At 44.5% G+C, this 20,676-nt stretch carries 20 protein-coding genes and 2 tRNA genes; 12 read left to right on the top strand and 10 right to left on the bottom strand.

Annotated features, from left to right (window positions below):
* Nucleotides 1-148 precede the first annotated feature (148 nt).
* The 6 genes from WAK81_RS00195 to hisB all read right to left on the bottom strand — a co-directional run bounded on the left by WAK81_RS00195 (nucleotide 149) and on the right by hisB (nucleotide 5,138).
* Nucleotides 149-1,078, bottom strand: a complete 930-nt coding sequence (locus WAK81_RS00195; protein WP_422195187.1) for a DMT family transporter — start codon at nucleotides 1,076-1,078, stop codon at nucleotides 149-151.
* 66 nt (nucleotides 1,079-1,144) lie between these two features.
* A complete protein-coding gene (gene hisA / locus WAK81_RS00190) occupies nucleotides 1,145-1,879 on the bottom strand; it encodes a 1-(5-phosphoribosyl)-5-[(5-phosphoribosylamino)methylideneamino]imidazole-4-carboxamide isomerase (protein WP_005095189.1) in 735 nt (244 codons plus the stop codon).
* A 318-nt stretch (nucleotides 1,880-2,197) separates the two neighbouring features.
* Nucleotides 2,198-2,857, bottom strand: coding sequence for a 3'-5' exonuclease (locus WAK81_RS00185; RefSeq protein WP_422195186.1), 660 nt, complete (start codon nucleotides 2,855-2,857; stop codon nucleotides 2,198-2,200).
* Nucleotides 2,858-3,306: 449 nt separating this feature from the next.
* Nucleotides 3,307-3,795: a DUF805 domain-containing protein gene (locus WAK81_RS00180; RefSeq protein WP_422195185.1), complete on the bottom strand. Its 489-nt coding sequence runs from the start codon at nucleotides 3,793-3,795 to the stop codon at nucleotides 3,307-3,309.
* Nucleotides 3,796-3,927: 132 nt separating this feature from the next.
* Nucleotides 3,928-4,545, bottom strand: a complete 618-nt coding sequence (gene hisH / locus WAK81_RS00175; RefSeq protein WP_422195184.1) for an imidazole glycerol phosphate synthase subunit HisH — start codon at nucleotides 4,543-4,545, stop codon at nucleotides 3,928-3,930.
* Nucleotides 4,545-5,138 carry an imidazoleglycerol-phosphate dehydratase HisB gene (gene hisB, locus WAK81_RS00170; protein WP_004729244.1) on the bottom strand — a complete coding sequence of 198 codons (594 nt, stop codon included), beginning with the start codon at nucleotides 5,136-5,138 and terminating at the stop codon, nucleotides 4,545-4,547. The genes hisH and hisB overlap by 1 nt, the downstream gene beginning before the upstream one ends.
* A gap of 96 nt (nucleotides 5,139-5,234) precedes the next feature.
* On the opposite strand from hisB, the gene WAK81_RS00165 reads away from it, so the two are divergent.
* From WAK81_RS00165 to tehB, 7 genes are all read left to right on the top strand, one after another.
* On the top strand, nucleotides 5,235-5,612 hold the full coding sequence (locus WAK81_RS00165) for a GNAT family N-acetyltransferase (protein ID WP_004278652.1): 378 nt from the start codon (nucleotides 5,235-5,237) through the stop codon (nucleotides 5,610-5,612).
* Nucleotides 5,613-5,815: 203 nt separating this feature from the next.
* A tRNA-Phe gene (locus tag WAK81_RS00160) sits at nucleotides 5,816-5,891 on the top strand.
* 137 nt (nucleotides 5,892-6,028) lie between these two features.
* Nucleotides 6,029-6,104, top strand: a tRNA-Phe gene (locus WAK81_RS00155).
* A 221-nt stretch (nucleotides 6,105-6,325) separates the two neighbouring features.
* A complete protein-coding gene (locus tag WAK81_RS00150) occupies nucleotides 6,326-6,814 on the top strand; it encodes a hypothetical protein (protein ID WP_422195183.1) in 489 nt (162 codons plus the stop codon).
* A gap of 223 nt (nucleotides 6,815-7,037) precedes the next feature.
* Nucleotides 7,038-7,787: a hypothetical protein gene (locus tag WAK81_RS00145; protein WP_422195182.1), complete on the top strand. Its 750-nt coding sequence runs from the start codon at nucleotides 7,038-7,040 to the stop codon at nucleotides 7,785-7,787.
* Nucleotides 7,788-7,896: 109 nt separating this feature from the next.
* Nucleotides 7,897-8,169, top strand: a complete 273-nt coding sequence (locus WAK81_RS00140; protein ID WP_422195181.1) for a hypothetical protein — start codon at nucleotides 7,897-7,899, stop codon at nucleotides 8,167-8,169.
* Between the two features lie 268 nt (nucleotides 8,170-8,437).
* Nucleotides 8,438-9,250, top strand: a complete 813-nt coding sequence (gene tehB, locus WAK81_RS00135; protein WP_422195189.1) for an SAM-dependent methyltransferase TehB — start codon at nucleotides 8,438-8,440, stop codon at nucleotides 9,248-9,250.
* 96 nt (nucleotides 9,251-9,346) lie between these two features.
* On the opposite strand, the gene WAK81_RS00130 is transcribed toward tehB, so the two are convergent.
* Entirely contained in the window at nucleotides 9,347-9,727 is a 381-nt protein-coding gene (locus WAK81_RS00130) for a hypothetical protein (RefSeq protein ID WP_422195180.1), read from the bottom strand.
* A gap of 547 nt (nucleotides 9,728-10,274) precedes the next feature.
* Between WAK81_RS00130 and WAK81_RS00125 the strand changes: the two genes are divergently transcribed.
* Nucleotides 10,275-11,060, top strand: a complete 786-nt coding sequence (locus WAK81_RS00125; RefSeq protein ID WP_422195179.1) for a DUF4760 domain-containing protein — start codon at nucleotides 10,275-10,277, stop codon at nucleotides 11,058-11,060.
* Nucleotides 11,061-11,106: 46 nt separating this feature from the next.
* Here WAK81_RS00125 and fadA read toward each other — a convergent pair whose 3' ends face one another.
* Together fadA and fadB are read right to left on the bottom strand one after the other, a co-directional pair.
* A complete protein-coding gene (gene fadA / locus WAK81_RS00120; protein WP_422195178.1) occupies nucleotides 11,107-12,279 on the bottom strand; it encodes an acetyl-CoA C-acyltransferase FadA in 1,173 nt (390 codons plus the stop codon).
* Between the two features lie 12 nt (nucleotides 12,280-12,291).
* On the bottom strand, nucleotides 12,292-14,442 hold the full coding sequence (fadB, locus tag WAK81_RS00115) for a fatty acid oxidation complex subunit alpha FadB (protein WP_422195177.1): 2,151 nt from the start codon (nucleotides 14,440-14,442) through the stop codon (nucleotides 12,292-12,294).
* Between the two features lie 586 nt (nucleotides 14,443-15,028).
* Here fadB and WAK81_RS00110 point away from each other — a divergent pair.
* Nucleotides 15,029-15,442, top strand: a complete 414-nt coding sequence (locus WAK81_RS00110) for a PH domain-containing protein (RefSeq protein WP_422195176.1) — start codon at nucleotides 15,029-15,031, stop codon at nucleotides 15,440-15,442.
* A gap of 17 nt (nucleotides 15,443-15,459) precedes the next feature.
* Here WAK81_RS00110 and WAK81_RS00105 read toward each other — a convergent pair whose 3' ends face one another.
* Nucleotides 15,460-16,521, bottom strand: a complete 1,062-nt coding sequence (locus tag WAK81_RS00105; RefSeq protein ID WP_422195188.1) for an AAA family ATPase — start codon at nucleotides 16,519-16,521, stop codon at nucleotides 15,460-15,462.
* Between the two features lie 225 nt (nucleotides 16,522-16,746).
* Between WAK81_RS00105 and uvrC the strand changes: the two genes are divergently transcribed.
* From uvrC to pgsA, 3 genes are all read left to right on the top strand, one after another.
* Nucleotides 16,747-18,546, top strand: coding sequence for an excinuclease ABC subunit UvrC (uvrC, locus tag WAK81_RS00100; RefSeq protein WP_422195175.1), 1,800 nt, complete (start codon nucleotides 16,747-16,749; stop codon nucleotides 18,544-18,546).
* A 115-nt stretch (nucleotides 18,547-18,661) separates the two neighbouring features.
* Nucleotides 18,662-19,456, top strand: coding sequence for a thioesterase family protein (locus WAK81_RS00095; protein ID WP_422195174.1), 795 nt, complete (start codon nucleotides 18,662-18,664; stop codon nucleotides 19,454-19,456).
* A gap of 107 nt (nucleotides 19,457-19,563) precedes the next feature.
* Nucleotides 19,564-20,151 (top strand): CDP-diacylglycerol--glycerol-3-phosphate 3-phosphatidyltransferase, encoded by a 588-nt coding sequence (pgsA, locus tag WAK81_RS00090; protein ID WP_004278637.1) that lies wholly within the window; start codon nucleotides 19,564-19,566, stop codon nucleotides 20,149-20,151.
* Nucleotides 20,152-20,676 lie beyond the last annotated feature (525 nt).

The following is a 20,676-nucleotide window of genomic DNA, read 5'->3' as shown; positions in this document are numbered from 1 at the left end:
CATATTGAGTTTTACAAGGCCGTTATAGCGTTTGACAAGACGCTGATCCAGACCAGAGATGTTAAATTGAAGAGCATGCTCTTCAATTTAACGCAAAGCTCGGAAATTGTGTAGATACCTATGTTTTTTAAGGGAGGATTTAGCGGAATTAAGAAAGATCTTGCTTTAATTGTTCTGTTGATTCTTTTCTTAAAAACTTTGGTTTCCATTCACTGGCAATCACGCCAAGTACCACCATCAATCCGCCTAATAAAGCCAGTGATGGTAAACGTTCTCCGGCCAGACGGCCAAACAGGGCTGCCCATACCGGTTCGCCGGCATAGATAATTGCCGCCTGTGATGGATCGACCATGCGCTGCGCCCAGTTCATCACCAGTTGGATCAAGGCACTGGCAATGCCTAAACCGACTAAAATCCCTGCCAGATGCCAGTGAAATTCAGGTAGCTGAGATTCACCTAAAACAGGTGCGATCATAAAGCAGAACAAGGACGCAAAAATCAGTTGCAGCACCGTAACCCGGCGTACATTCACCTGCTCGGCAAAATGGCTGATAAAAATAATCTCCAGTGCAATCGCAATCGAACCGAGCAAAGTCAGGGTTTGCCCGAGACTGAGCTGAATCGCAGCAAAACCATTGCCTGTCAAAAACACCAGACCGATAAAGGCAGACAGCGCTCCGATCCAGGTCATGACATGCGGTTTTTTACGGAACATTAACCAGAGCAGGATCGGGACTAGCGGAACATACAGAGCTGTTAAAAAAGCTGACTCACTGCTGCTGATGGTCTGCAAACCCACAGTTTGGGTGCCGTAGCCGATGGCGATCATGACGCCAATCACCGCACCGGCGAACACCTCTTTCAGGTTCATGCCTTTTAAGGATTTCAAGGAAATCAGGGTGACGGCAAGCGCTGCCGCAGCAAAACGCAGACCGACAAACATAATCGGACTGCTAAAATTTAGCCCGTATTGTACGGTAATAAAACTGCCGCCCCAGATAATGGTGATCAGGATCAGGGCGAGTTGCGGTGCTTTCACCATCCAGCCGGAGTGATTTTTGGAAATAAGTGTAGACATGCCAGGAGATCAGAAAATTAAAAAAATAAAAAAGAGGTCCGAAGACCTCTTTTACAGCAGGCTTAATTATAGCGCCTGTTGTTCATCTAGCAATAACTGTGCTTCACGCAAGCTTAATGTACCTTCGTAAATCGCACGACCGGTAATTGCGCCTAAAATACCCGGTTGGTCTTTCAGGTTACGTACGTCATCCAGATTGGTCACCCCACCAGATGCAATCACAGGCAAACCTGAGTATTGCGCTAGATTCACGGTTTGCTCAATATTCACACCCTGCATCATGCCATCACGTGCGATATCCGTATAGACAATGCTCGACACGCCAGCATCAGCAAAACGTTTCGCCAGGTCAGTGGCTTTAACATCAGTCACATTGGCCCAGCCATCTGTTGCCACCATGCCATTCATGGCATCAATCCCAACAATAATGTGACCGGCAAATTTTTGACATGCTTCTTCAACAAATTCAGGATCCTGAACTGCCTTAGTACCAATAATCACAAAAGAAACACCGGCTTGCAGATAATGCTCGATGGTTTCCAGAGAACGGATACCACCACCAATCTGGATCGGCAAATCAGGCTGAGATCGGACAATGGCTTCAACCACTGGCTTATGGATTGGCGTACCTGCGAAAGCACCGTTTAAATCTACTAAATGCAAGCGGCGAGCGCCTTCATTTACCCAATGCTGTGCTGTTGCGACCGGATCGTCTGAAAATACGGTATCGTCTTCCATACGACCTTGCTTTAAACGGACACATTTGCCATCTTTCAGGTCAATTGCAGGGATGATCAGCATGCTTTCGCTCCTTGCTTAATCTTTAGAATGAATTTGAGTGAGTTCATCTTAGCAAATAAAGTCGAATTTTCTAACTCTTAAACGGTATGAATAAAGAAAACCTGTGCGCAGACAGGTAGCAGTGAGGTAATTTATTTTAATGGTTTTAATGATTCGTCTCTTGAATGGAGATCAGATTTTCCACAACGGGTCGTGTACTGAGCTAGCCGATAATCGAAGCTGTAAGATCTGCTAAAGTCACAGCTCTCTCATCGACCGCACTCATCACAGCTTTCATGCCTACATCAAGTTGCCAGTACCAGTAGGCCACGCAAGAGATTAAGCCGTCGATGAAGGACGGATTCTCAATTTCAGTGAAGTATTTGGAATCTCTTTGGGTAATAAATCCTGACGCAGTAATTCTTCAAATACCAGTACGGGCGCATAGGCATCTGCGGCTGCATAGTCAATCTGTGCCGGGCTGAGTTTCTTGCTGGCCCAGTTCGAGGTACTAATCCGTTTAGATTTGGGAAAATTTAGCTGAAACAACAATGCCATGGCATTTTTTAATCCGACTGGATTATTTAAGCCAAAAGCTTTAAAACATTTGGACAGTTCAATCACACTATTCAGTTCAATGCCTTTTTTACGGAACAGATGCGCATCATTTTTCAGGCCAAAACCAACCTTGATCTGATCGCGACTGGCAAAGATTGGTTTAAGAAAATCCCAGATCGCATCATTCATTTGAAATAAATAGGCTTTGTCTAAAGTCGCCAGCTGAATCAGATGTGGCCCAGTGGAGACTTCACCGACTTTAAAGGTGGGCTTGGATTCAGAATCGAAACCCAGGACTGCACAGCTTTTTAGCTCATGTTCAAGGGCATGACACTGTTCCAGGCTGTTAATCACCTGAATCTGTTGCATTGGAAGATTTTTAAATACAGGAAAGGCCTGAATTTGTTCTTTGCTTGGTAAAGTGTCCAGCCGCTGTTCCATACGCATTAATCATTAAATGAATGCGTTCAGCTTAATCATTTTTCCAGCTCTAGGCAAAAATAAAGCCCATGAAGAATTAATGCTGATCAGTTAAGGAGTTTAGAAATAGATTCTTTAACTTTTAATAGTTCACGACGGAGTCTTAACATTTTAAATCAAATGTTTGTAAATCATTGGTTACTTTGGTTTCGCCCAAAGTAACCAAAGGCATTTGTCATCCGCAAAACTCGTCAGCCACCATCCAGTAGTAAATTTGTCGCAGAAACAATCATTTTTTAATGTAGTCCTGCCTCAAACAGTTGCGGATGACTTTCCCACTTATCAAATATAATCCTGAATTTAAAAAAGAAAATGCCAGTCAATTGCCTAACTGACTGGCATTACATGAAGAATGGGCTTTATGCAAAATTTAACAAGGATTAATCAGTGTGATAGCTACTCTGTTCCATCTACGCCTGTTGAGCACGTTCAACATAATTCTGATAAGCAGGGACAGCAAAGGCTGCCAAAATAACCGCGAGTACCAGATAAAGCACCACCAACAGAGTTTCCCAGCCACGTGTAGTGCGTGGAGGGCCATATTCATTACTTTCGTTGTGGCCTGGGGCCAATAAAAGGTAAAGTGTAAAGACAAGGTTCACGACAGGCACAAAAATCAGTAAAGAAAGCCAGCCATTATGATTACGGTCATGTAAACGACGAATTAAAAAAATCACGCTAAAATAAATCGCAATGCCGTAGATCAAAACCAACATCACCATTAAAGGCATGGACATTTTACTCTCTAAAGTCTCTGGATTCATTCCAGGCAAAATGAAAGCAGCAATGATCCCGATGATCCTAAAGCAAAAACCGAGCAGCATATTCCAAGCGATATAAGAACGTCGCCCAAAACGTCCCGATGCATTCCACCCCGAATTCTGAATTGTATTAATCATTATTTTTCCTTTGTTTTCATTATATTTTTTATAAGCAGGTCTCTGATAAATGGATTTTTTTATAAATGAAAAGTGTAAAAAGTGATCAATAAAAAAGCCCGCAATTTGCGAGCTTTTGGGGCGAAAAGAAAATCAGATTTTCCATTCCACAAAGTTTTTCAATAACTGTAAGCCGGCAGTATGACTTTTTTCCGGATGGAACTGGGTCGCGAACAGGTTTTCTTTATGAATTGCGGTACAGAACTCGATGCCATAGTTACAGATGGCGGCCACAATACTTGCATCTTGTGGTTCTACGTAATAGCTATGTACAAAGTAGAAACGCGCATCCTGTTCGATATTGTTCCACATCGGATGATCAGGCTCGGCCTGATGCACCTGGTTCCAGCCCATATGTGGCACTTTTAAGCCCGCCATTTCCGGAAAGTGCTTGACCGCACCTTCGAAAATACCCAGCGCATCTGTACCGCCATTTTCTTCAGAATGCTGCATCAAGGCTTGCATGCCGACACAGATCGCCAGTACCGGTTTGTTAAATACGGCGTTGCGCACCACTTCATCAATCCCGGCGTCGTGCATGCCTTGCATGCAGTCACGCATCGCACCTACGCCCGGAAAGACGATCTTGTTTGCTTGCGCAATCAGTTTTGGATCATTGGTCACATCAACCGTGGCACCGACATGTTCTAATGCTTTTGCCGCAGAGTGCAAATTTCCCATGCCATAATCAAGAAGGGCAATACGGGTCATTACAGTGTACCTTTGGTTGAAGCTACCGTATTGGCAGCACGTGGATCTACTTCACAGGCCATACGTAGCGCGCGCGCAAATGCCTTGAATACGCTTTCGATCTGGTGATGGCTGTTTTTGCCTTTCAGGTTGTCGATATGTACCGTCATCAAGGAATGGTTCACAAAGCCCTGGAAAAATTCAGAGAATAAATCCACATCAAAACGGCCGATCATGGCACGAGTAAATGGAATATCCATAAACAGACCCGGACGACCCGACAGATCCACCACGACACGGCTTAAAGACTCATCGAGTGGCGCATAGAAATGGCCATAGCGTTTCAGGCCTTTTTTATCGCCCAATGCCTGTGCAAATGCCTGACCCAGCGTAATACCGCAGTCTTCCACAGTATGATGGTCGTCGATTTCCAGGTCGCCATCACAATGAATATCAATATCAAACAGGCCATGACGCTTGATTTGATCAATCATATGATCTAAAAAGGGAATACCCGTGTTTAAGGTGCCTTGACCAGTACCGTCGAGATTCAAACGAACTCGAATTTTGGTTTCGTTGGTATTTCTTACCACTTCACTGATACGATCTGTCATAGACACGTTCCTCAAATACGTCAAAATGATTGATGTAGAAAATATTTTCGCCGTGACGAAGTCACCGCATATTAGATTGCTCAGGAGGGTTTATCAATGCCTATCACCGTACATGCTTATACTTCTTTAGAAAATGACGAAGTGCGCAGCCAGCTTGAGCGACTGTATGACACGAGCCCTGAATTTAGCGACGGGGCAGATGCCATGGAACAACTAGAGCAAAACCTTGCACAGTATACCTCAGTTTATAGCGCAGAATTTAATAGCAAAATTATTGGGGCAATCTGGTGCACCGGACAGGGCGAAAGCCGGATTCTGGAAAATATCGTGGTGCATCCGGCCAACCGCGGTCGTGGTGTGGCAGAAAGGCTGGTGAGCGAAGTTTGCCGGATGGAAGAAGAAAAAGGCGTGAAAAACTTTGTGCCGGGCTGTGGGGCCATTCATCGTTGTCTGGCTAATCTGGAAAAAATCTGAAAATAGATTAAACCTAAGCGGCCGTTAGGCTGCTTTTTTATGTAAATAAGCGCTTAAATCTGTTTTATTGCTGAGGTCTTTGGTAAAAATTGTTCGATTTATGACTCAAATTGACGCGAGTTGATGGAAAAGTAAACATTTGATGAAAATTATTCTCTCTGCTCTTGACGATTTACAGCTGAAACTGTTTAATACGCGACATCGGCGTGATAGCTCAGTAGGTAGAGCAACGGATTGAAAATCCGTGTGTCCCCAGTTCGATCCTGGGTCTCGCCACCATATTTTAAAACGATTTCAAAGTTTTCAATCCCTGATCCCATCAGGGATTTTTTTTAGGCCAAAAATCAACCACTCAAATATTTTTTTCATAATTTTGATTGACTAATGAGGTCAGATACGGCTTAATACACCGCATCGGCGTGATAGCTCAGTAGGTAGAGCAACGGATTGAAAATCCGTGTGTCCCCAGTTCGATCCTGGGTCTCGCCACCATATTCAAAAAATCCTCAAACTTTGTCTGGGGATTTTTTTTGTCTGCACCAAATCCAGATCAGCATTCTTTTCTATTTTTCAGTTGTTTCAACTTCTTCTTTTTCTAGGTTTCCTACCTTTTTATGCATCATTGACCGTTTATCAAACTTAACAATAGGCACTGGCATTATTTGTAAGATTTAGCTTTGACGCTTTCCCTTTTCCAAACGAGGGTGAAAATGATGAATCTCCTAAAACCGATCTCTCTCGGCTTAGTCACCGCCTGTGCCACCTTAACTTTGTCCACGTTCACACATGCTGCTGATTCAGTGGTGTTGCCGACCCTGACCGTCATGGCGGAACCGGAACTGCGCGCCGTAACTGAAAAAATGTTGCCTTATCAGGAACAGAACAGCCAGCGTAAGGCCCTGCAAATGCGCCTGATGAAAATTGAACGTGAAATTCAGGCCTATAGCGTGGACGGCGACGTGGTCGCGAATATTGATGTAATGCGTGCACCTGCCGACCCTGATCTGGATAGCCTGCCTGTGGTGTTCCGTGAATATGTATTGGCCATCGCACAGGGCTTGCAGTCTTCTGACCCAAGAAATGGGGTATATGTACTGCTGCAACCTTTTGGAATTAACCGCGATGCCACCAATGTGAATATTGTCCGCGAGCAATTCGATCCGAACCGGCTTAATCTGAGCCTGCCGTTTAATTCCCCATAATGTGCGCCTGTCGGTCTAGATAACTTTGTTTAACGAGCTTATTAAATCTGTCGCAATGAGATCGAAAAAATAGGGTTCTGGGAAGGATGGCTTTGTGAGAGGAGAAATTTCTGTTTAAGCTAGACATATTATTGGAAAAATCAAATGCCTTGAATTGTGTCTAAAAAATAAGCATAGTGGATGTAAATCAACAAGATCTGACAGACAGAGCTGGAGCGTATACATGCCGCGTGTTTTTATGATTGTAGCTGCTGTGACACTGGCAATTTTTATTGGGCTGTTTTATCAGAATTCGGTCCAGCAAAAACATCAGGCCGAGCTGCTCGAATATGAAACCGTGCTCGAAGAAAAAACCGAGAGCATTGCGCAACAGGCACAGGACTGGTCTAAACCGATTCAGCTTGAGCTTGAAGACGATCGTCTGGATGGTGACTATGCCATCATGGCAGAATTTATGCTGGGACAATTGCGCGACAGTGCCGAGGAACGCAATCAGTATCTACGCGACTTAAAAGCCGCCAACTGGCAGAATTTTTTGAATATCGACCGCTTGGCCAAGGACCAGGCACAAGGCTATAAAGAAACTGAAGCCATGCTCAAGCAAGTCCATCAAATTGTGAACAGCTATCAGCAGAAAATCCAGCAGCGCGATGCCGAGCTGATCGACAAGGCGCAGCAACTGGATATTAAAAACCGTTATCGCCAGCAACTGAGCCTGACCTTAAAAGACAGTCAGCAAAATAGTAATGCACATGTCATTTTTGAAATTGAAAAACAGACTCTGGCCAAGGCCGATGCCTTATTTGCAATATTGAAAAAGCATAAATGGCAAAAGAAAAATAACACCTTTATGTTCTATGACGATAAAGCCGTGCAAGAGTTTAATGCGCTGTATAAAGAAATGCTGTTCCTCAATAAGCAGACGGAACGAGTTGCGAGCGTCAACCAGAAAGCGGTTGAAAACAAGTTGTAGCCTGATTTAGATGACAGGATTGCCATAGGACTGTCATCTGCTGTTCAAACTCGCTTGCTAAATTGAAGGGGTCGCACAGATCACGACATAACATTTAAGCAGGTGAGTCATGCAAACAATTCAGGTTTTTGCTGATATTCAGCAGGTGTACGGTGAGTTTGTCGCAAATAAAATAGATTCAAAATTACAAAGGATAAATAACGGGGACAAAAACCGGTTGTTCTTGAATCAATATTTCAAGCTGATCGAAGACTGGCACTATACAGAACAGATTGTGATTCAGTTCAATCAGCAGTATTTCAGTCTGGATCTGGGGAGCGCACCGGATTTTATGGATCAGGACAAATACATCAACTGGCTGAAGTCGGAACTGCTACATTAATCGAGTCGCCATATTCCTCATGGATATACAACCAAGCTGTCTCAAAAGAGGCAGCTTTTTTATTTTGATAAAAAACTGGTATTGATCTTGCTATTGCATCGGCACAGCGTAAATAGGCGCTGATTCCAATTCCGATTTGAACAGGCTATGCTGAATTAATTACCGCTGCCAAAAGAATGACAGGCGGAGCATGGATAGATATGGAGGGCAAAAAATTATGCAACAGTTGAGATGTTATAAGGAACTTCCAGTCTGAAACCAGCAAAGTATTCCTCAGGGCTTCAAGAATCAGCACAATACCAAAGCGGGTACTTGGGCGAAACTGACAGTATTAAAAGGTGAACTGCGTTTTGCCATGCTGGAAGAATCTGGTGCGGTGCAATCCGAGCATGTGTTTACATCAGAGCAGCAACCGCCATTCATTGAGCCTGAGGCCTGGCACAAAATTGTTTCTGCCAGTGAAGATGCCGAATGTCAGCTGCGTTTTTACTGCCAGCCTGAGGATTACTTCATCAAGAAATATCAGTTAAATCCTACCCATTCTGAAGTGCTGGCAGCGATGCCCTATTTAAAAGGTGGCCGTGCGCTGGATGTCGGCTGTGGTACAGGGCGTAATGCGCTTTATTTGAGTCAGAACGGCTTTAATGTCGATGCCTGGGATGTCAACGAAAACAGTTTGCAGACTTTAAGACAGATCGTGCAGACCGAGCAAATTGATCATGTGCAGGTACAGCGCCGCGACCTTAACACGGATACCAGCATTGCAGGCCAATATGACTTTATCTACTGTACCGTGGTGATGATGTTTCTTGAGGCGAAAACCATTCCACCGCTCATTGCACAGATGCAGCAGGCGACCGTGCCAGGTGGCTATAACCTGATTGTTTGTGCCATGGATACGCCAGATATTCCGGCACAAGCCGATTTTCCATTTGCTTTTCAGCCGGGGGAGTTGCGAGGGTATTATGAGGGCTGGAATATTGTGAAATACAATGAAGATATCGGTGAGCTATACCGTGTCGATGAGCAGGGCCAGCGGATTAAACAGCACTTTGCCACTATGCTGGCGCAAAAGGTTTAAATAAAAGATTAAGGTTTTTAATTCCTGAATTTAAATGAGACTATCCAAAACAAAAAAAAGATGTCAGGCTGACATCTTTTTTATGCTTAAAAAATCTTAAGCCGCTTTTTTGAACCAAGAGAACCAGCCTTTTTTCTCAGCTTTTACTTCTGCTTTTTCAGCAGCAGTGTCTTTGGTTTCTACTGCTTCAGTTTTCGCAGCTTCAACGTGTTGTTCTGCTGTAGCTTGAGCTGTTTCTACTTGAGTCGTCGCTTCTGTTTTTACTGCTTCAGCTTTAGTTTCAGCCGCTTGTTGAGTTGCAGCAACAGTCGCTTGAGTAGCTTCAACTTTCGCTTGTACAGGTGCAGCAGCTTCTTTAGCAACAGTTTGGGTTGTTTTAGTTACAACAGTTGCTGGCGCAACTTGAGCTTCAGTTGCCATTGCAGATGCAGAAGTCGCTACGATTGTAGTCGCGATCATTGTTTTAAGCATGTTCATATAAACCCCTTAAGGATGTAGGAAAAAAGAGGCTTGATCATACACTTATAAAATTTAAGTGATTTATAAATATAAATTTATTGGTTGAATTTTCCACTAATTTTACAAAGGGATAACATTCAATTAATTGGTAATTACTAGTTGAATAGATTCTTACTAATCTTTTTTTAAATTATAATTTTTATATAAATTAGTAGTTAAGATGGCAATTGGAGTTTGAAGCATTATCTAAAGTTGATTGTTTTTTTAGATTGTATTGTAAGTTATTGAATTACAATTGTAATTAATGTTAGATTCAACTTGAGGGCAAAAGCTAGATTTGCTATCTTTTAATAAAGAATAGTCTAGATTGACTCCTTTTTTATAAAGAGTATAATAAATGACCCTAAAAAATTAGGTGTTCATACTTTAATCGCTAGAGGTAATAGTTATGTTGAATAAAAAAATTATTGGTTGGGGTAAATCAGATGGTTATGGATTTGGTTAATTATTGTAAAAATATGTTATAAAAAGCACCTTAGTTAAGGTGCTTTTTATTGGGTGAAATATGCCAGCAGGCTCTATTACAACACTAGATATATATTTATTAAATATTTGTAAAACTTTAATTCTCTTATCGCCATATTTAGCATTAATAATTTATTTTTGGGTAAAAAAAGATAATTTTTTTTTAAAAATTAAAGCAGAAACTCAATACAATATTGCAATTGGATTAGTTGGTATCAGCTTTGGTTTATTGATGCTTTGGCAAGTAAGTACCTTATTGCAAGACCAGTCATTTCTAAATTTTTCAATTGATAATAAAGAAATTACACACGAAATTAGGAACTATAAAGATACTAGTATTCTATATATATCAACGTCCAGTGCTTCTAATACCGTTCTTGTATTGTTGGGAACATTAGCAGCAATTTTGGGCTGGTTATTTAGTACGAGATCTCAAGTATTAAGTAATAGAAGAAATCACTCTATGCAACTTTTAATTGAATCTAGATTATCGGATCGCTATATGAGTTATGTGAATGCTGTTAGTACTATTTCTAATGAGTTTCGTAATTTAAATCCTAATCATAATGCATTAGTATCTGAATATTTTAATATTTTAAGTATTGAACAAAAAAACTCAATTCTCTATATGCTTAATTATTGTGAATTTGTATCTGTTGGAATTAGATTTGGTGACCTTGATGAGCAGCTCATGTTTAACACTTTCGGAAGTATGTTAAAGACGAATTATGAATTTAGTCAGAAAATCATTGAACTTAAGCAACGCGAAAAAAGTACTCATTTTGAACATGTGACAGAATTATATAATCGATGGTATGGTAGATGAAGAAACCCCGCACTAAGCGGGGTTTTCTTTTTATCTCAGTGTTTAATTAAACACGTTCGATCACTGTCGCGATACCTTGACCCAAACCAATACACATGGTCGCAAGACCAATCTGGGTATCTTGCTGTTCCATCACGTTAAGCAGAGACGTGGTAATACGCGCACCAGAACAACCAAGCGGGTGGCCCAATGCAATCGCACCACCATTATGGTTTACGATGTCCTGTTTGTCATAAATGCCTAATCCTTTAAGCACAGACAAGCCTTGTGCAGCAAAGGCTTCATTCAATTCAAAAGTTTGAATATCAGAAATCGCAAGACCAGCACGTTTCAAGGCTTTTTGCGTTGCCGGAACCGGGCCATAACCCATGATCGCAGCATCACAACCTGCAACCGCCATAGAGCGAATCACAGCACGTGGCTTAAGACCCAAAGCTTGCGCACGTTCATAAGACATCAGCAGCATTGCAGAAGCACCATCAGACAAAGCTGAAGAGGTCGCCGCAGTCACTGTACCGCCTTTCGGATCGAATACTGGACGTAAAGCACGGAATGATTCGATGTTGGCATCTGGACGGATCACTTCATCGATATCACACAAGATTTTGTAGCCATCTGCATTATGACCTTCAATGCCGACGATCTCGTTCTGGAATAGACCGTTTTCAGTCGCAGCCCAGGCACGACGATGTGATTCCACACCAAACGCATCCTGTTCTTCACGGCTAATACCGTTCATGCGACCCAGCATTTCCGCAGTCAAACCCATCATGTTAGATGCCTTGGCATAATGCTTCGATGCTTCCGGGTTCAGGTCGATGCCGTGCATCATACCTACATGGCCCATATGCTCAACACCACCGATGATGAAGATATCACCCTGGTTGGTGGCAATTTGCGCTGCCGCAGTATGGATCGCCTGCATAGACGAACCACAAAGACGGTTTACGGTTTGACCGGCAACAGTCTTCGGCAGGTCTGCCAGTAATGCAATATTACGGGCAATGTTCATGCCTTGTTCTAGGGTCTGGTTCACACAGCCCCAGATTACGTCTTCAACTTCATTCGGGTCGAATTCGTTACGTACCATCAGGGCACGGACAAGTTCAGCAGACAGACTGTCAGCACGTACATTGCGGAACATACCGTTTTTGGTTTTACCCATTGCTGAACGTACGCCATCAACGATGACAACGTCACGTGGATTTAAAGTAGCCATTCACGTTGCTCCTTAACCGTAGAATTTTTTGTTGTTAGCAGCCATGTCACGCAACATTTCTGGCGCTTCATAAGCTTTACCAAGGTGCGCATACTTATTGCAAAGCGCAACATACTCAGCTACACCGGTTTGATCGATGTAACGGCATGGACCACCACGGAATGGAGGGAAACCAACACCCATGATCATGGCCATATCTGCTTCAGCAGCAGTGGCTACAATGTTGTCTTCCAGGCAACGAACTGTTTCGTTACAGAAAGCCAGCATCATGCGGTCAATGATTTCCTGAGCGTCAAATTCACGTTTTTCCGCAGTTGCAACAGATGCCACAAGCTCATACGCAGTTGGATCAACCACTTTGGCTTTTTTGCCTTTACGGTCAAGTTCATACTTGTAGAAACCAACGTCGTTCTTCTGACCAAGACGGTTGTTTTCATACATCACCTGGATCGAGCCTTTGTAGTCAGGCTTCATGCGATCCGGGAAACCTTCAGCCATCACTTCTGCACCGTGAACGCCAGTGTCGATACCGACCACGTCCATCAGGTAAGCAGGGCCCATAGGCCAGCCGAATTTTTCCATCACTTTGTCGATTTGCTGGAAGTCAGCGCCATCTTTCAGCAACAGGTCAAATGCACCGAAGTAAGGGAACAGTACGCGGTTGACCAGGAAGCCCGGGCAGTCATTGACCACGATTGGTGTTTTACCCATTTTCTGAGCAAGCACCACAGTCGTTGCAATCGCTTCGTCAGAAGTTTTCGCACCGCGGATCACTTCAACCAGTGGCATCATATGTACCGGGTTAAAGAAGTGCATACCGACGAAGTTTTCAGGACGTTCCAAGTTTTCAGCCAGGCGCGTGATTGAAATCGTAGAAGTATTAGATGCAATGATCGTGTTTTCACGAACTTTCGCTTCAGTTTCTTTCAGTACGATACCTTTGACTTTCGGGTTCTCAGTCACGGCTTCGATCACGATGTCCACTTCTTTAAACTCGTCATAGCTTAAAGTTGGACGGATGCGCGCAAGAGTTTCACCCATTTGAGCAGGTTTCATCTTCTTACGTTCAACTTGTTTGGTCAGTAAACCGTTAGCTTCTTTCATACCCAAAGCAAGCTGCTGGTTACCGATGTCTTTCATGATGATCGGTGTGCCTTTGCTTGCCGCTTGGTAAGCAATACCACCACCCATGATCCCTGCGCCGAGAACGGCAGCCTGGTTCACTGGATGCGCACCTTTTTCATAGCGCTTCGAGGTTTTTTTCACGATCTGGTCGTTCAGGAACAGACCGATCAGGGCACCTGCTTGTGGTGTTACCGCTGCTTTGGCAAAGCCTTCAGCTTCAGCTTTTAGCGCGTCATCACGATGCAGGCTCGCACCCGCTTGCAGAGAATCAAGCAATAATTTTGGCGCAGGGTATTGAGCAGGATTGGCTTTGGCCAGAACCATGCCTTTCGATGAGTTAAACGCCATCATCTGTTCGATCGGGCTGAGTTTCACCGGATCCAGTTTTTCCTGACGCTTGGTTTTCCAGTCTAAACGGCCATGAATCGCCTGTTTCACCAGATCAAGTGCAGCATCTTTTAACTTGTCAGCAGCAACCACCGCATCAACTGCGCCGTCTTTTAGTGCAGCAGCAGGCTTTTTCGGATTGGCCATGGCCATCCATTCTACGGCGTTGTCGATACCGATCAGACGGCTTAAACGCACTGTCCCACCGAAGCCCGGGAAGATGCCCAGCTTGATTTCAGGCAGACCGACTTGCGCCTGTTCTGACATGACACGGTAGTCACATACCAGACACATTTCAAAACCGCCACCCAGTGCCATGCCATTGATGGCTGCCACTTTAGGAATGTCGAGGTCTTCAAAGCTGTTAAAAATTTCATGTACCGGCATCGCCCAGTCAACAATCGCTTGTTCACCCTGAGCAAAGTTGTCGCCGAATTCAGTGATATCGGCACCTACAATAAATGTAGATTTGCCTGAAGTGACAATCAGACCTTGAATATCGGCATGGGAGACGGCTTCGATAGCAGCCTTGAAATCTTCAATCGTTGCACGGTTGAATTTGTTAACGGACTCACCTTGTAAGTCAAAGCGGAATTCTGCAATCCCGTCCTCTAGCATTTGGACGGTAATGGCATTGCCAGCGTGGATCATGCCCTGATCTCCTTTATTTTGGAGGACTTCTAAGTTGATGTTGTGAAGCAAGTGCGCATGTCCCGCGCACTTTTTGACTTCGCTAATCTTACGATAACTATATCCAAAAAGAACATAACAAGTTGTATCAAGCCGTGACGCAATGGTCATCAATTTCTGCCGGATTGATCCGACCCGCTATGAGTTTTCCTATTAGTTTTCTAAACGCAGATGAACCAAAGATTTTGTTTCAATTCATTATTTTCTATCAATCAGCCTGATAGATATGGAGCAGGGTGACTGATTTTCAAGGTGCATTTCTAGCGGAGTTTTGTCAATTCAGTCAATTTCTATCCTTGAACTTGCCATTTTTAGCCTCGAAGCATGCTGAGCGCAGGGCTTTCAGGTTCTTGTCGATATGTTTAATCCAGTATAAATAAAAGCGCAGTAGATCATTTGGGTTGCTGAACTTTTCTGATGAGATCGAAAATGAGAACGATCCTGTCGATGTGTGATTTGAAATAATTTTCATCCTGCCGGGTTGAATCCCTGTCATCTGCTATGGAATTGTTTATGATGATCTTGCACCAAGATATGGGGGATATCGATGCACGTATTTCGTTCTAAAAAAGACTGGTGGCTGCTGGCTTTTCTGATTTGTATGAGTGGCCTGTTGCTGCAACTGCTGCTGACCATGCAGGCCAAAGGGACCATGCAGCAATATCCGCTGCACACTGCGGTTTATGTCCTGACCATTATTATTCTATGGTGGCCGCTCTGGAGTACGCGCTATGTGGTGAAAAATGGGACATTGACCATTAGAAGCGTGTGGTTAAGCTGGCAGATTCCGTTGAGTGCCATTCAGTCCATTCAGCCGACAGATCACTCTATCATTGCGCCAGCCTTATCCTTAAAGCGTCTGCGAATTGACTATACAGATGCGGGCGTGCAGAAATTTATATTGGTTTCACCCAAAGATCAGACTGCTTTTATACAGGTGCTTCAGCCGAATAAAAACTGATATCGAGTCTGCCTTAGTTAAGCTTTTGCCTGCTCAGGCAGAACCACTAACTGTCCATCGACACAGTCCAGATGCAGACTGAATTGCTCAGGCTGGTTTAAAAAATACAGTGCCAGAATCGGCTCCAGTTCGGTACGCATCTTGCGACCCAAATGTCGTGCGCCGTAACGAATATCATGGTCCTGATAGAAATAGGCTTTGGCTAAAGCGCTTAAATGCACGTTACGTTGCTGATGTTGCAAGCGCTTGTTCAGTTTATCCAGTTCAATTTCGACCAGACGTGGCAGGGCATCATGCTGTACCGTCTGATAATGTAGGCTGCGGTCAATCCGGTTCAGAAACTCGGGATCAAATTTACGCTGCATGACTTTTTCAATGATGCGCTGGGTGGGAACTCGTTTTAAACATAGTACCTGCATTTTCTCAGGCAGATAACTGAGTTTGTCCAGATATTGCTGCGCCGCCTGTGCCCCGACATTGCTGGTCATAAAGATCATGCAGTTGCGAAAATCGATGGTTTTAGTGCCCGCTGTCAAGGTCAGCCGGCCAGTATCCAGCACGTTCATCAAGCCGCGAATCACCTCGTTACTGGCTTTTTCCGGTTCATCAAACAGCATGATGCCGGGACGGGTATGGCTGCCGGCAATCGCAGTTTCATCAAACAGGCTGTGACCTTCCTTTGATCCCACATAACCAGGCGGTGCGCCGGTCAAAGCCGCTGCATAATGTTCCTGTGCCAGAGTATTCATATCAATCCTGCAAAAGGCATCCGGGCGGCCATAGATCGCTTCGGCAATCAGACGCACGGTTTCAGTTTTACCGACGCCAGTAGGGCCCAGCATCAAGGTAACCGACAAAGGGCGATCCGGACTGGAAAAATCTGCCTTGACCACATGCAGCATTTTTTCAATTTCATTCAGGGCTGCATCCTGTCCAATAATCCGTTCACGTAGCAGCTGCATTACACTACTCGGCTCAAAATGAAAACGCGGTTTGCCAATCAGGCGATCACGTTCAGACGGGTGATGGGTGGAAGTGGAGGATTGAACAATATGAATGCCTGATTGCTGCATGGTCATGCGAATCATCTCAAAACTAGACTTTTCGAGCATAACAAAGTTAAAGGTTGAAATTTATAGCTTTTAACAATCAGTTTATGCCGTGAGGGTTATAGATCGGTAGGATAACCCTACAGGAACTTTAAGATTGGGTGGCAGCTTCAGGGGAATTTTGTGTTTTTGCTTGAAAATGACGCAACAATCATCACATATATCTGCAGATTGTAGGTGAAAAATAGGCTTTAGGTGAACGAAAACGCACGCCCCCATATTGAAAAAATCCTGGCGAATATGACCAGCCTGCCCGGGGTCTACCGGATGTATGGCAAAGACGGTGAATTATTGTATGTGGGTAAAGCCAAAAACCTGAAAAACCGGGTCTCCAGCTATTTTGTCAAAACGCTGGATCATCCCAAAACCCAGGCCTTGGTGGCACGGATTTATGATATCCAGACCCTGGTGGTGCGTTCTGAAACTGAAGCCTTGTTGCTGGAACAGAACCTGATCAAGCTGCATCATCCGCCGTATAACATCATGCTGCGTGATGACAAATCTTATGTCTATATTTTTGTTTCGGCAGATAAACCCTATCCGCGTTTAGCTAGTGGACGCGGCAAGGGCAAACATCAGGTGGGCAAGTTTTTTGGACCTTATCCGAGTGCTTATACGGCGCGGGATACTCTGGTGGTGCTGCAAAAACTGTTCAATGTGCGTTCCTGTGAAAACAGTTTTTTTGCCAACCGGACCCGGCCATGTCTGCAATACCAGATCAAACGCTGCTCTGCGCCCTGTGTCGGATTTATTTCTCCAGAAGACTATAAGGCAGATGTAGATAACTCGATCCGCTTTTTGCAGGGTGATACCAAGGAGCTGAATCAGGAACTGATCGCAAAAATGGAAGCGGCCGCTGAAGCGCTGGAATTTGAAAAAGCGGTGTTCTATCGGGACCGGATGGCGCTATTAAGAGAGGTACAGTCACAGCAGGCGATCTATAAACTCAAAGGCGAAGCGGATATCCTGTCAATTGCCTATCAAGCCGGGGTGACCTGTGTGCAGATCATGCACGTGCGCAACGGCAAAATGCTCGGTGGCAAGAGCTATTTCCCGGATATGCTCAGTGATGACCTGGGGCAGATGCTGGCCGATTTTATTGCCAATTTCTATTTTCAGGTGGCAGATGAAATCCCGGCTGAATTGATTGTCAATCTGGAAGTGGCTGACCGTAAAGAACTGGAAGCAGCACTGTCGCAGCATTTTGGCAAGAAAATCCAGATCAAGTCCAAGGTGCGTGAAACCCGCGCCGAATGGCTGGAACTGGCGCAGATGAATGTACAGCACGCGATTCAGGGCAAGCTGGCCAATCATATAGAATTAAATGAGCGTTTTCACCAGCTGGAGCAGGTGGTCGGCCGTCCTGTAGACCGGATCGAGTGCTTTGATATTTCGCATACTATGGGGGAAGATACCGTGGCATCCTGTGTGGTCTTTGACAGTGGCGGAGCACGCAAGCGCGACTATCGCCAGTTTTCCATTCAGGATATTCAGGCGGGCGATGACTATGCCGCCATGCGTCAGGCGCTGACCCGTCGTTATAAAAAAGCCCTGTTGCCAGACTTGCTGCTGATTGATGGTGGCAAGGGGCAGTTGCATATGGCAATCGAAGTCATGCAGGAACTGGGCTTAGAGGCTTTTATGGTGGGTGTGTCCAAAGGGGAGGGGCGTAAGCCCGGTCTGGAAACCCTGCACTTTACCGATGGCAGTAAAATTCAATTACCGGAAGACCATAAAGCACTGCATCTAATTCAGCAAGTGCGTGATGAGGCACACCGCTTTGCGATTACCAAGCATCGTGCCAAACGCGATAAAAAACGGGGTTCGTCGGTACTGGAAGTGATTCCGGGGCTCGGACCAAAACGCCGTCGGGATTTGCTGACCCATTTTGGCGGGATTCAGGGCGTACTGAAAGCCTCAGAACGAGATCTGCAAATGGTGCCGGGACTGGGTTCAGTCATGGCGCGGATGATTTATAAAGTGCTGCATGAATAACTCGAGACTTGAATGCAAGGGCAAAAGTGCGCATTGACGCTTGGGTCACAGGGCATTCACAACATGAGGAATTTTGCCGAATATACTGAGCATCAAGACTTACTGAGGGATCAACATGTCTTTGCATGCACTTTATGCACAAATTGCCGAACAGGAATGGGTAGAATTTCCACAGGGATGGTTACAGGGCCGTACCCTGTATGGTGGTCTGGCTGCCGCGATGATGATGCAAAAAGCGGTTACACAGATCAATGATCCCGCCAAGCATCTGCTGAGTTGTAGCGTGACCTTTGTTGGCCCGATTCAGCAAGCCAAAGTACGGTTGACGGCTGAAATCCTGCGGCAGGGTAAATCTGTGACTACTATCGAAGTACGTTTATGGCAGGATGATGCCGTGCAAAGTATTCTGGTTGCCAGTTTTGGAATTTCCCGGGATTCCGCCATTCAGGTGCAGCAACAAGCCCAAGCTCCCGACTTTGCTGCGCCAGAGCAGCTGTTTCAGATTCCTGCGGGTTATGGCATGCCAGACTGTTATAACCATTTTGAAATTGCCTGGGCGGATGTCAATCTGCCCTGTAGTGGCAGCCCTCGTCCAGACTTTGGCGGCTGGTGCCGTTTTCATCCCGAAAAGCATCACAACCGTGAATTTTTAGTCGCAGACCTGATGGCTATCTTTGATATCTGGCCACCCGGGGTGTTACCGATGTTTAGAAACATGGCACCTGCAAGTAGCTTGACCTGGACCGTGACTTATATACATCCGGTTCAACATCAACTACATGATTGGTTTAAATATAAAGTATTTACTGATCATGCTGCGGATGGTTATGCGACAGAACATGCGTGTCTGTGGGATACCGAAAATCGCCTGATTGCGATAGCAAGACAAACAGTGACGGTGTTTGCCTAGTGACACTGCAAGTCAATTCGTATAAAGTGAAGCCTATTAATGATGGATCAAACCTCTAAAAAAGTGTGCATTTTCATCGTACATGAGGGGAACAATTGGCGGTGTCTATGACTACAGGTCGTATCCTGAATATTCCAAATATCTTGACCTTGGCGCGTATCGCTCTTATTCCGGTATTTTTATTGGTGGCTTACTGGCCGCCTGCAATGGGCTTTGATGCCCATAACCCAGACATGACGCGGCATATCATTTTAACCACGATCTTTGTGGTGGCTGCGGTAACGGACTGGTTTGATGGCTATCTGGCACGAACATTAAATCAGACTTCCGCTTTTGGGCGTTTCCTCGACCCAGTTGCAGATAAATTGATGGTCACGGCTGCACTGATTGTACTGGTGCAATGGCAACCTTCCATGTCGATGGCTTTTGCTGCGATTGTGATTATTTCGCGTGAAATTACCGTTTCAGCCCTGCGTGAATGGATGGCAGAACTCGGTGCGCGGACCAATGTTGCGGTTTCAACGGTGGGTAAATACAAAACAGCTTTCCAGATGATCGCCATCACCGTATTCCTTCTGAACTGGCCACCGTTGGAAATACTGGCGTATGCCTTGCTATATACAGCAGTCGTCCTCACTTTGTGGTCAATGTTCATTTATCTGAAAGCGGCTTGGCCCTATCTGAAACAGCCTTAATTGAAATAATCGAAATAAAAAAGCTCCTGGAAAAGGGGCTTTTTTTATGGGCTTGAATCATTAAAAAATGGACAAATCACAGGCAAAAAAATACCCAGCCTTTGGGGGAAGAACTGGGATTAAATCGGGGTATTTATTACTTATTATTATAGTTATTCAAAGATGTCTCATCTTCTTAGGACTCATTATAGAGAGCCATTTTTTCAAAATCATATGACTTCTTGTAGCAGATTGTTGTGTTTTGTGATTGCTCTGTATATTGAATTTACAATTTCTAATTTTGATACAAATCTGAATGTTTTTCAGCAGGATAGTGGCTGACTATCTCAAGCAGATAGAGTAGGTAAAAATCCTTTTGGCTAATTCAGTTCTTGACCCGTCATTACAAAGCAGATAAGAGGGCTGGTTAAAATTCAGTACTAAAGGAATAACTTCTTTTAGTGTGCTTTTATTAATCTGTTCTTAATATTCCAGTTCATGTCAGTGGAAAGGCTCTAGAATAAGTAAAAGTCTGAGAAGATAATC

Origin of the sequence: Acinetobacter sp., from assembly GCF_049284435.1 — a bacterium.
Taxonomy (GTDB): Bacteria; Pseudomonadota; Gammaproteobacteria; order Pseudomonadales; family Moraxellaceae; genus Acinetobacter.
Note: the sequence above shows the minus strand (reverse complement) of the source record. Positions and strands in the feature narration are given on the sequence as shown.

Bases quoted from the DNA above. Each gene is read 5' to 3' on its own strand.
- hisH (WP_422195184.1), bottom strand. From the start codon at position 4,545: ATGACCCGTATTGCCCTTCTTGATTATGGCATGGGAAATTTGCACTCT.
- WAK81_RS00185 (WP_422195186.1), bottom strand. From the start codon at position 2,857: ATGGAACAGCGGCTGGACACTTTACCAAGCAAAGAACAAATTCAGGCC.
- pgsA (WP_004278637.1), top strand. From the start codon at position 19,564: ATGACTACAGGTCGTATCCTGAATATTCCAAATATCTTGACCTTGGCG.
- hisA (WP_005095189.1), bottom strand. From the start codon at position 1,879: ATGCTGATCATCCCTGCAATTGACCTGAAAGATGGCAAATGTGTCCGT.
- WAK81_RS00150 (WP_422195183.1), top strand. From the start codon at position 6,326: ATGAATCTCCTAAAACCGATCTCTCTCGGCTTAGTCACCGCCTGTGCC.
- fadA (WP_422195178.1), bottom strand. From the start codon at position 12,279: ATGGCTACTTTAAATCCACGTGACGTTGTCATCGTTGATGGCGTACGT.
- fadB (WP_422195177.1), bottom strand. From the start codon at position 14,442: ATGATCCACGCTGGCAATGCCATTACCGTCCAAATGCTAGAGGACGGG.
- WAK81_RS00145 (WP_422195182.1), top strand. From the start codon at position 7,038: ATGCCGCGTGTTTTTATGATTGTAGCTGCTGTGACACTGGCAATTTTT.
- hisB (WP_004729244.1), bottom strand. From the start codon at position 5,138: ATGACAGATCGTATCAGTGAAGTGGTAAGAAATACCAACGAAACCAAA.
- WAK81_RS00180 (WP_422195185.1), bottom strand. From the start codon at position 3,795: ATGATTAATACAATTCAGAATTCGGGGTGGAATGCATCGGGACGTTTT.
- WAK81_RS00130 (WP_422195180.1), bottom strand. From the start codon at position 9,727: ATGAACATGCTTAAAACAATGATCGCGACTACAATCGTAGCGACTTCT.
- WAK81_RS00095 (WP_422195174.1), top strand. From the start codon at position 18,662: ATGTCTTTGCATGCACTTTATGCACAAATTGCCGAACAGGAATGGGTA.
- WAK81_RS00110 (WP_422195176.1), top strand. From the start codon at position 15,029: ATGCACGTATTTCGTTCTAAAAAAGACTGGTGGCTGCTGGCTTTTCTG.
- WAK81_RS00105 (WP_422195188.1), bottom strand. From the start codon at position 16,521: ATGACCATGCAGCAATCAGGCATTCATATTGTTCAATCCTCCACTTCC.
- WAK81_RS00140 (WP_422195181.1), top strand. From the start codon at position 7,897: ATGCAAACAATTCAGGTTTTTGCTGATATTCAGCAGGTGTACGGTGAG.
- WAK81_RS00125 (WP_422195179.1), top strand. From the start codon at position 10,275: ATGCCAGCAGGCTCTATTACAACACTAGATATATATTTATTAAATATT.
- WAK81_RS00165 (WP_004278652.1), top strand. From the start codon at position 5,235: ATGCCTATCACCGTACATGCTTATACTTCTTTAGAAAATGACGAAGTG.
- WAK81_RS00195 (WP_422195187.1), bottom strand. From the start codon at position 1,078: ATGTCTACACTTATTTCCAAAAATCACTCCGGCTGGATGGTGAAAGCA.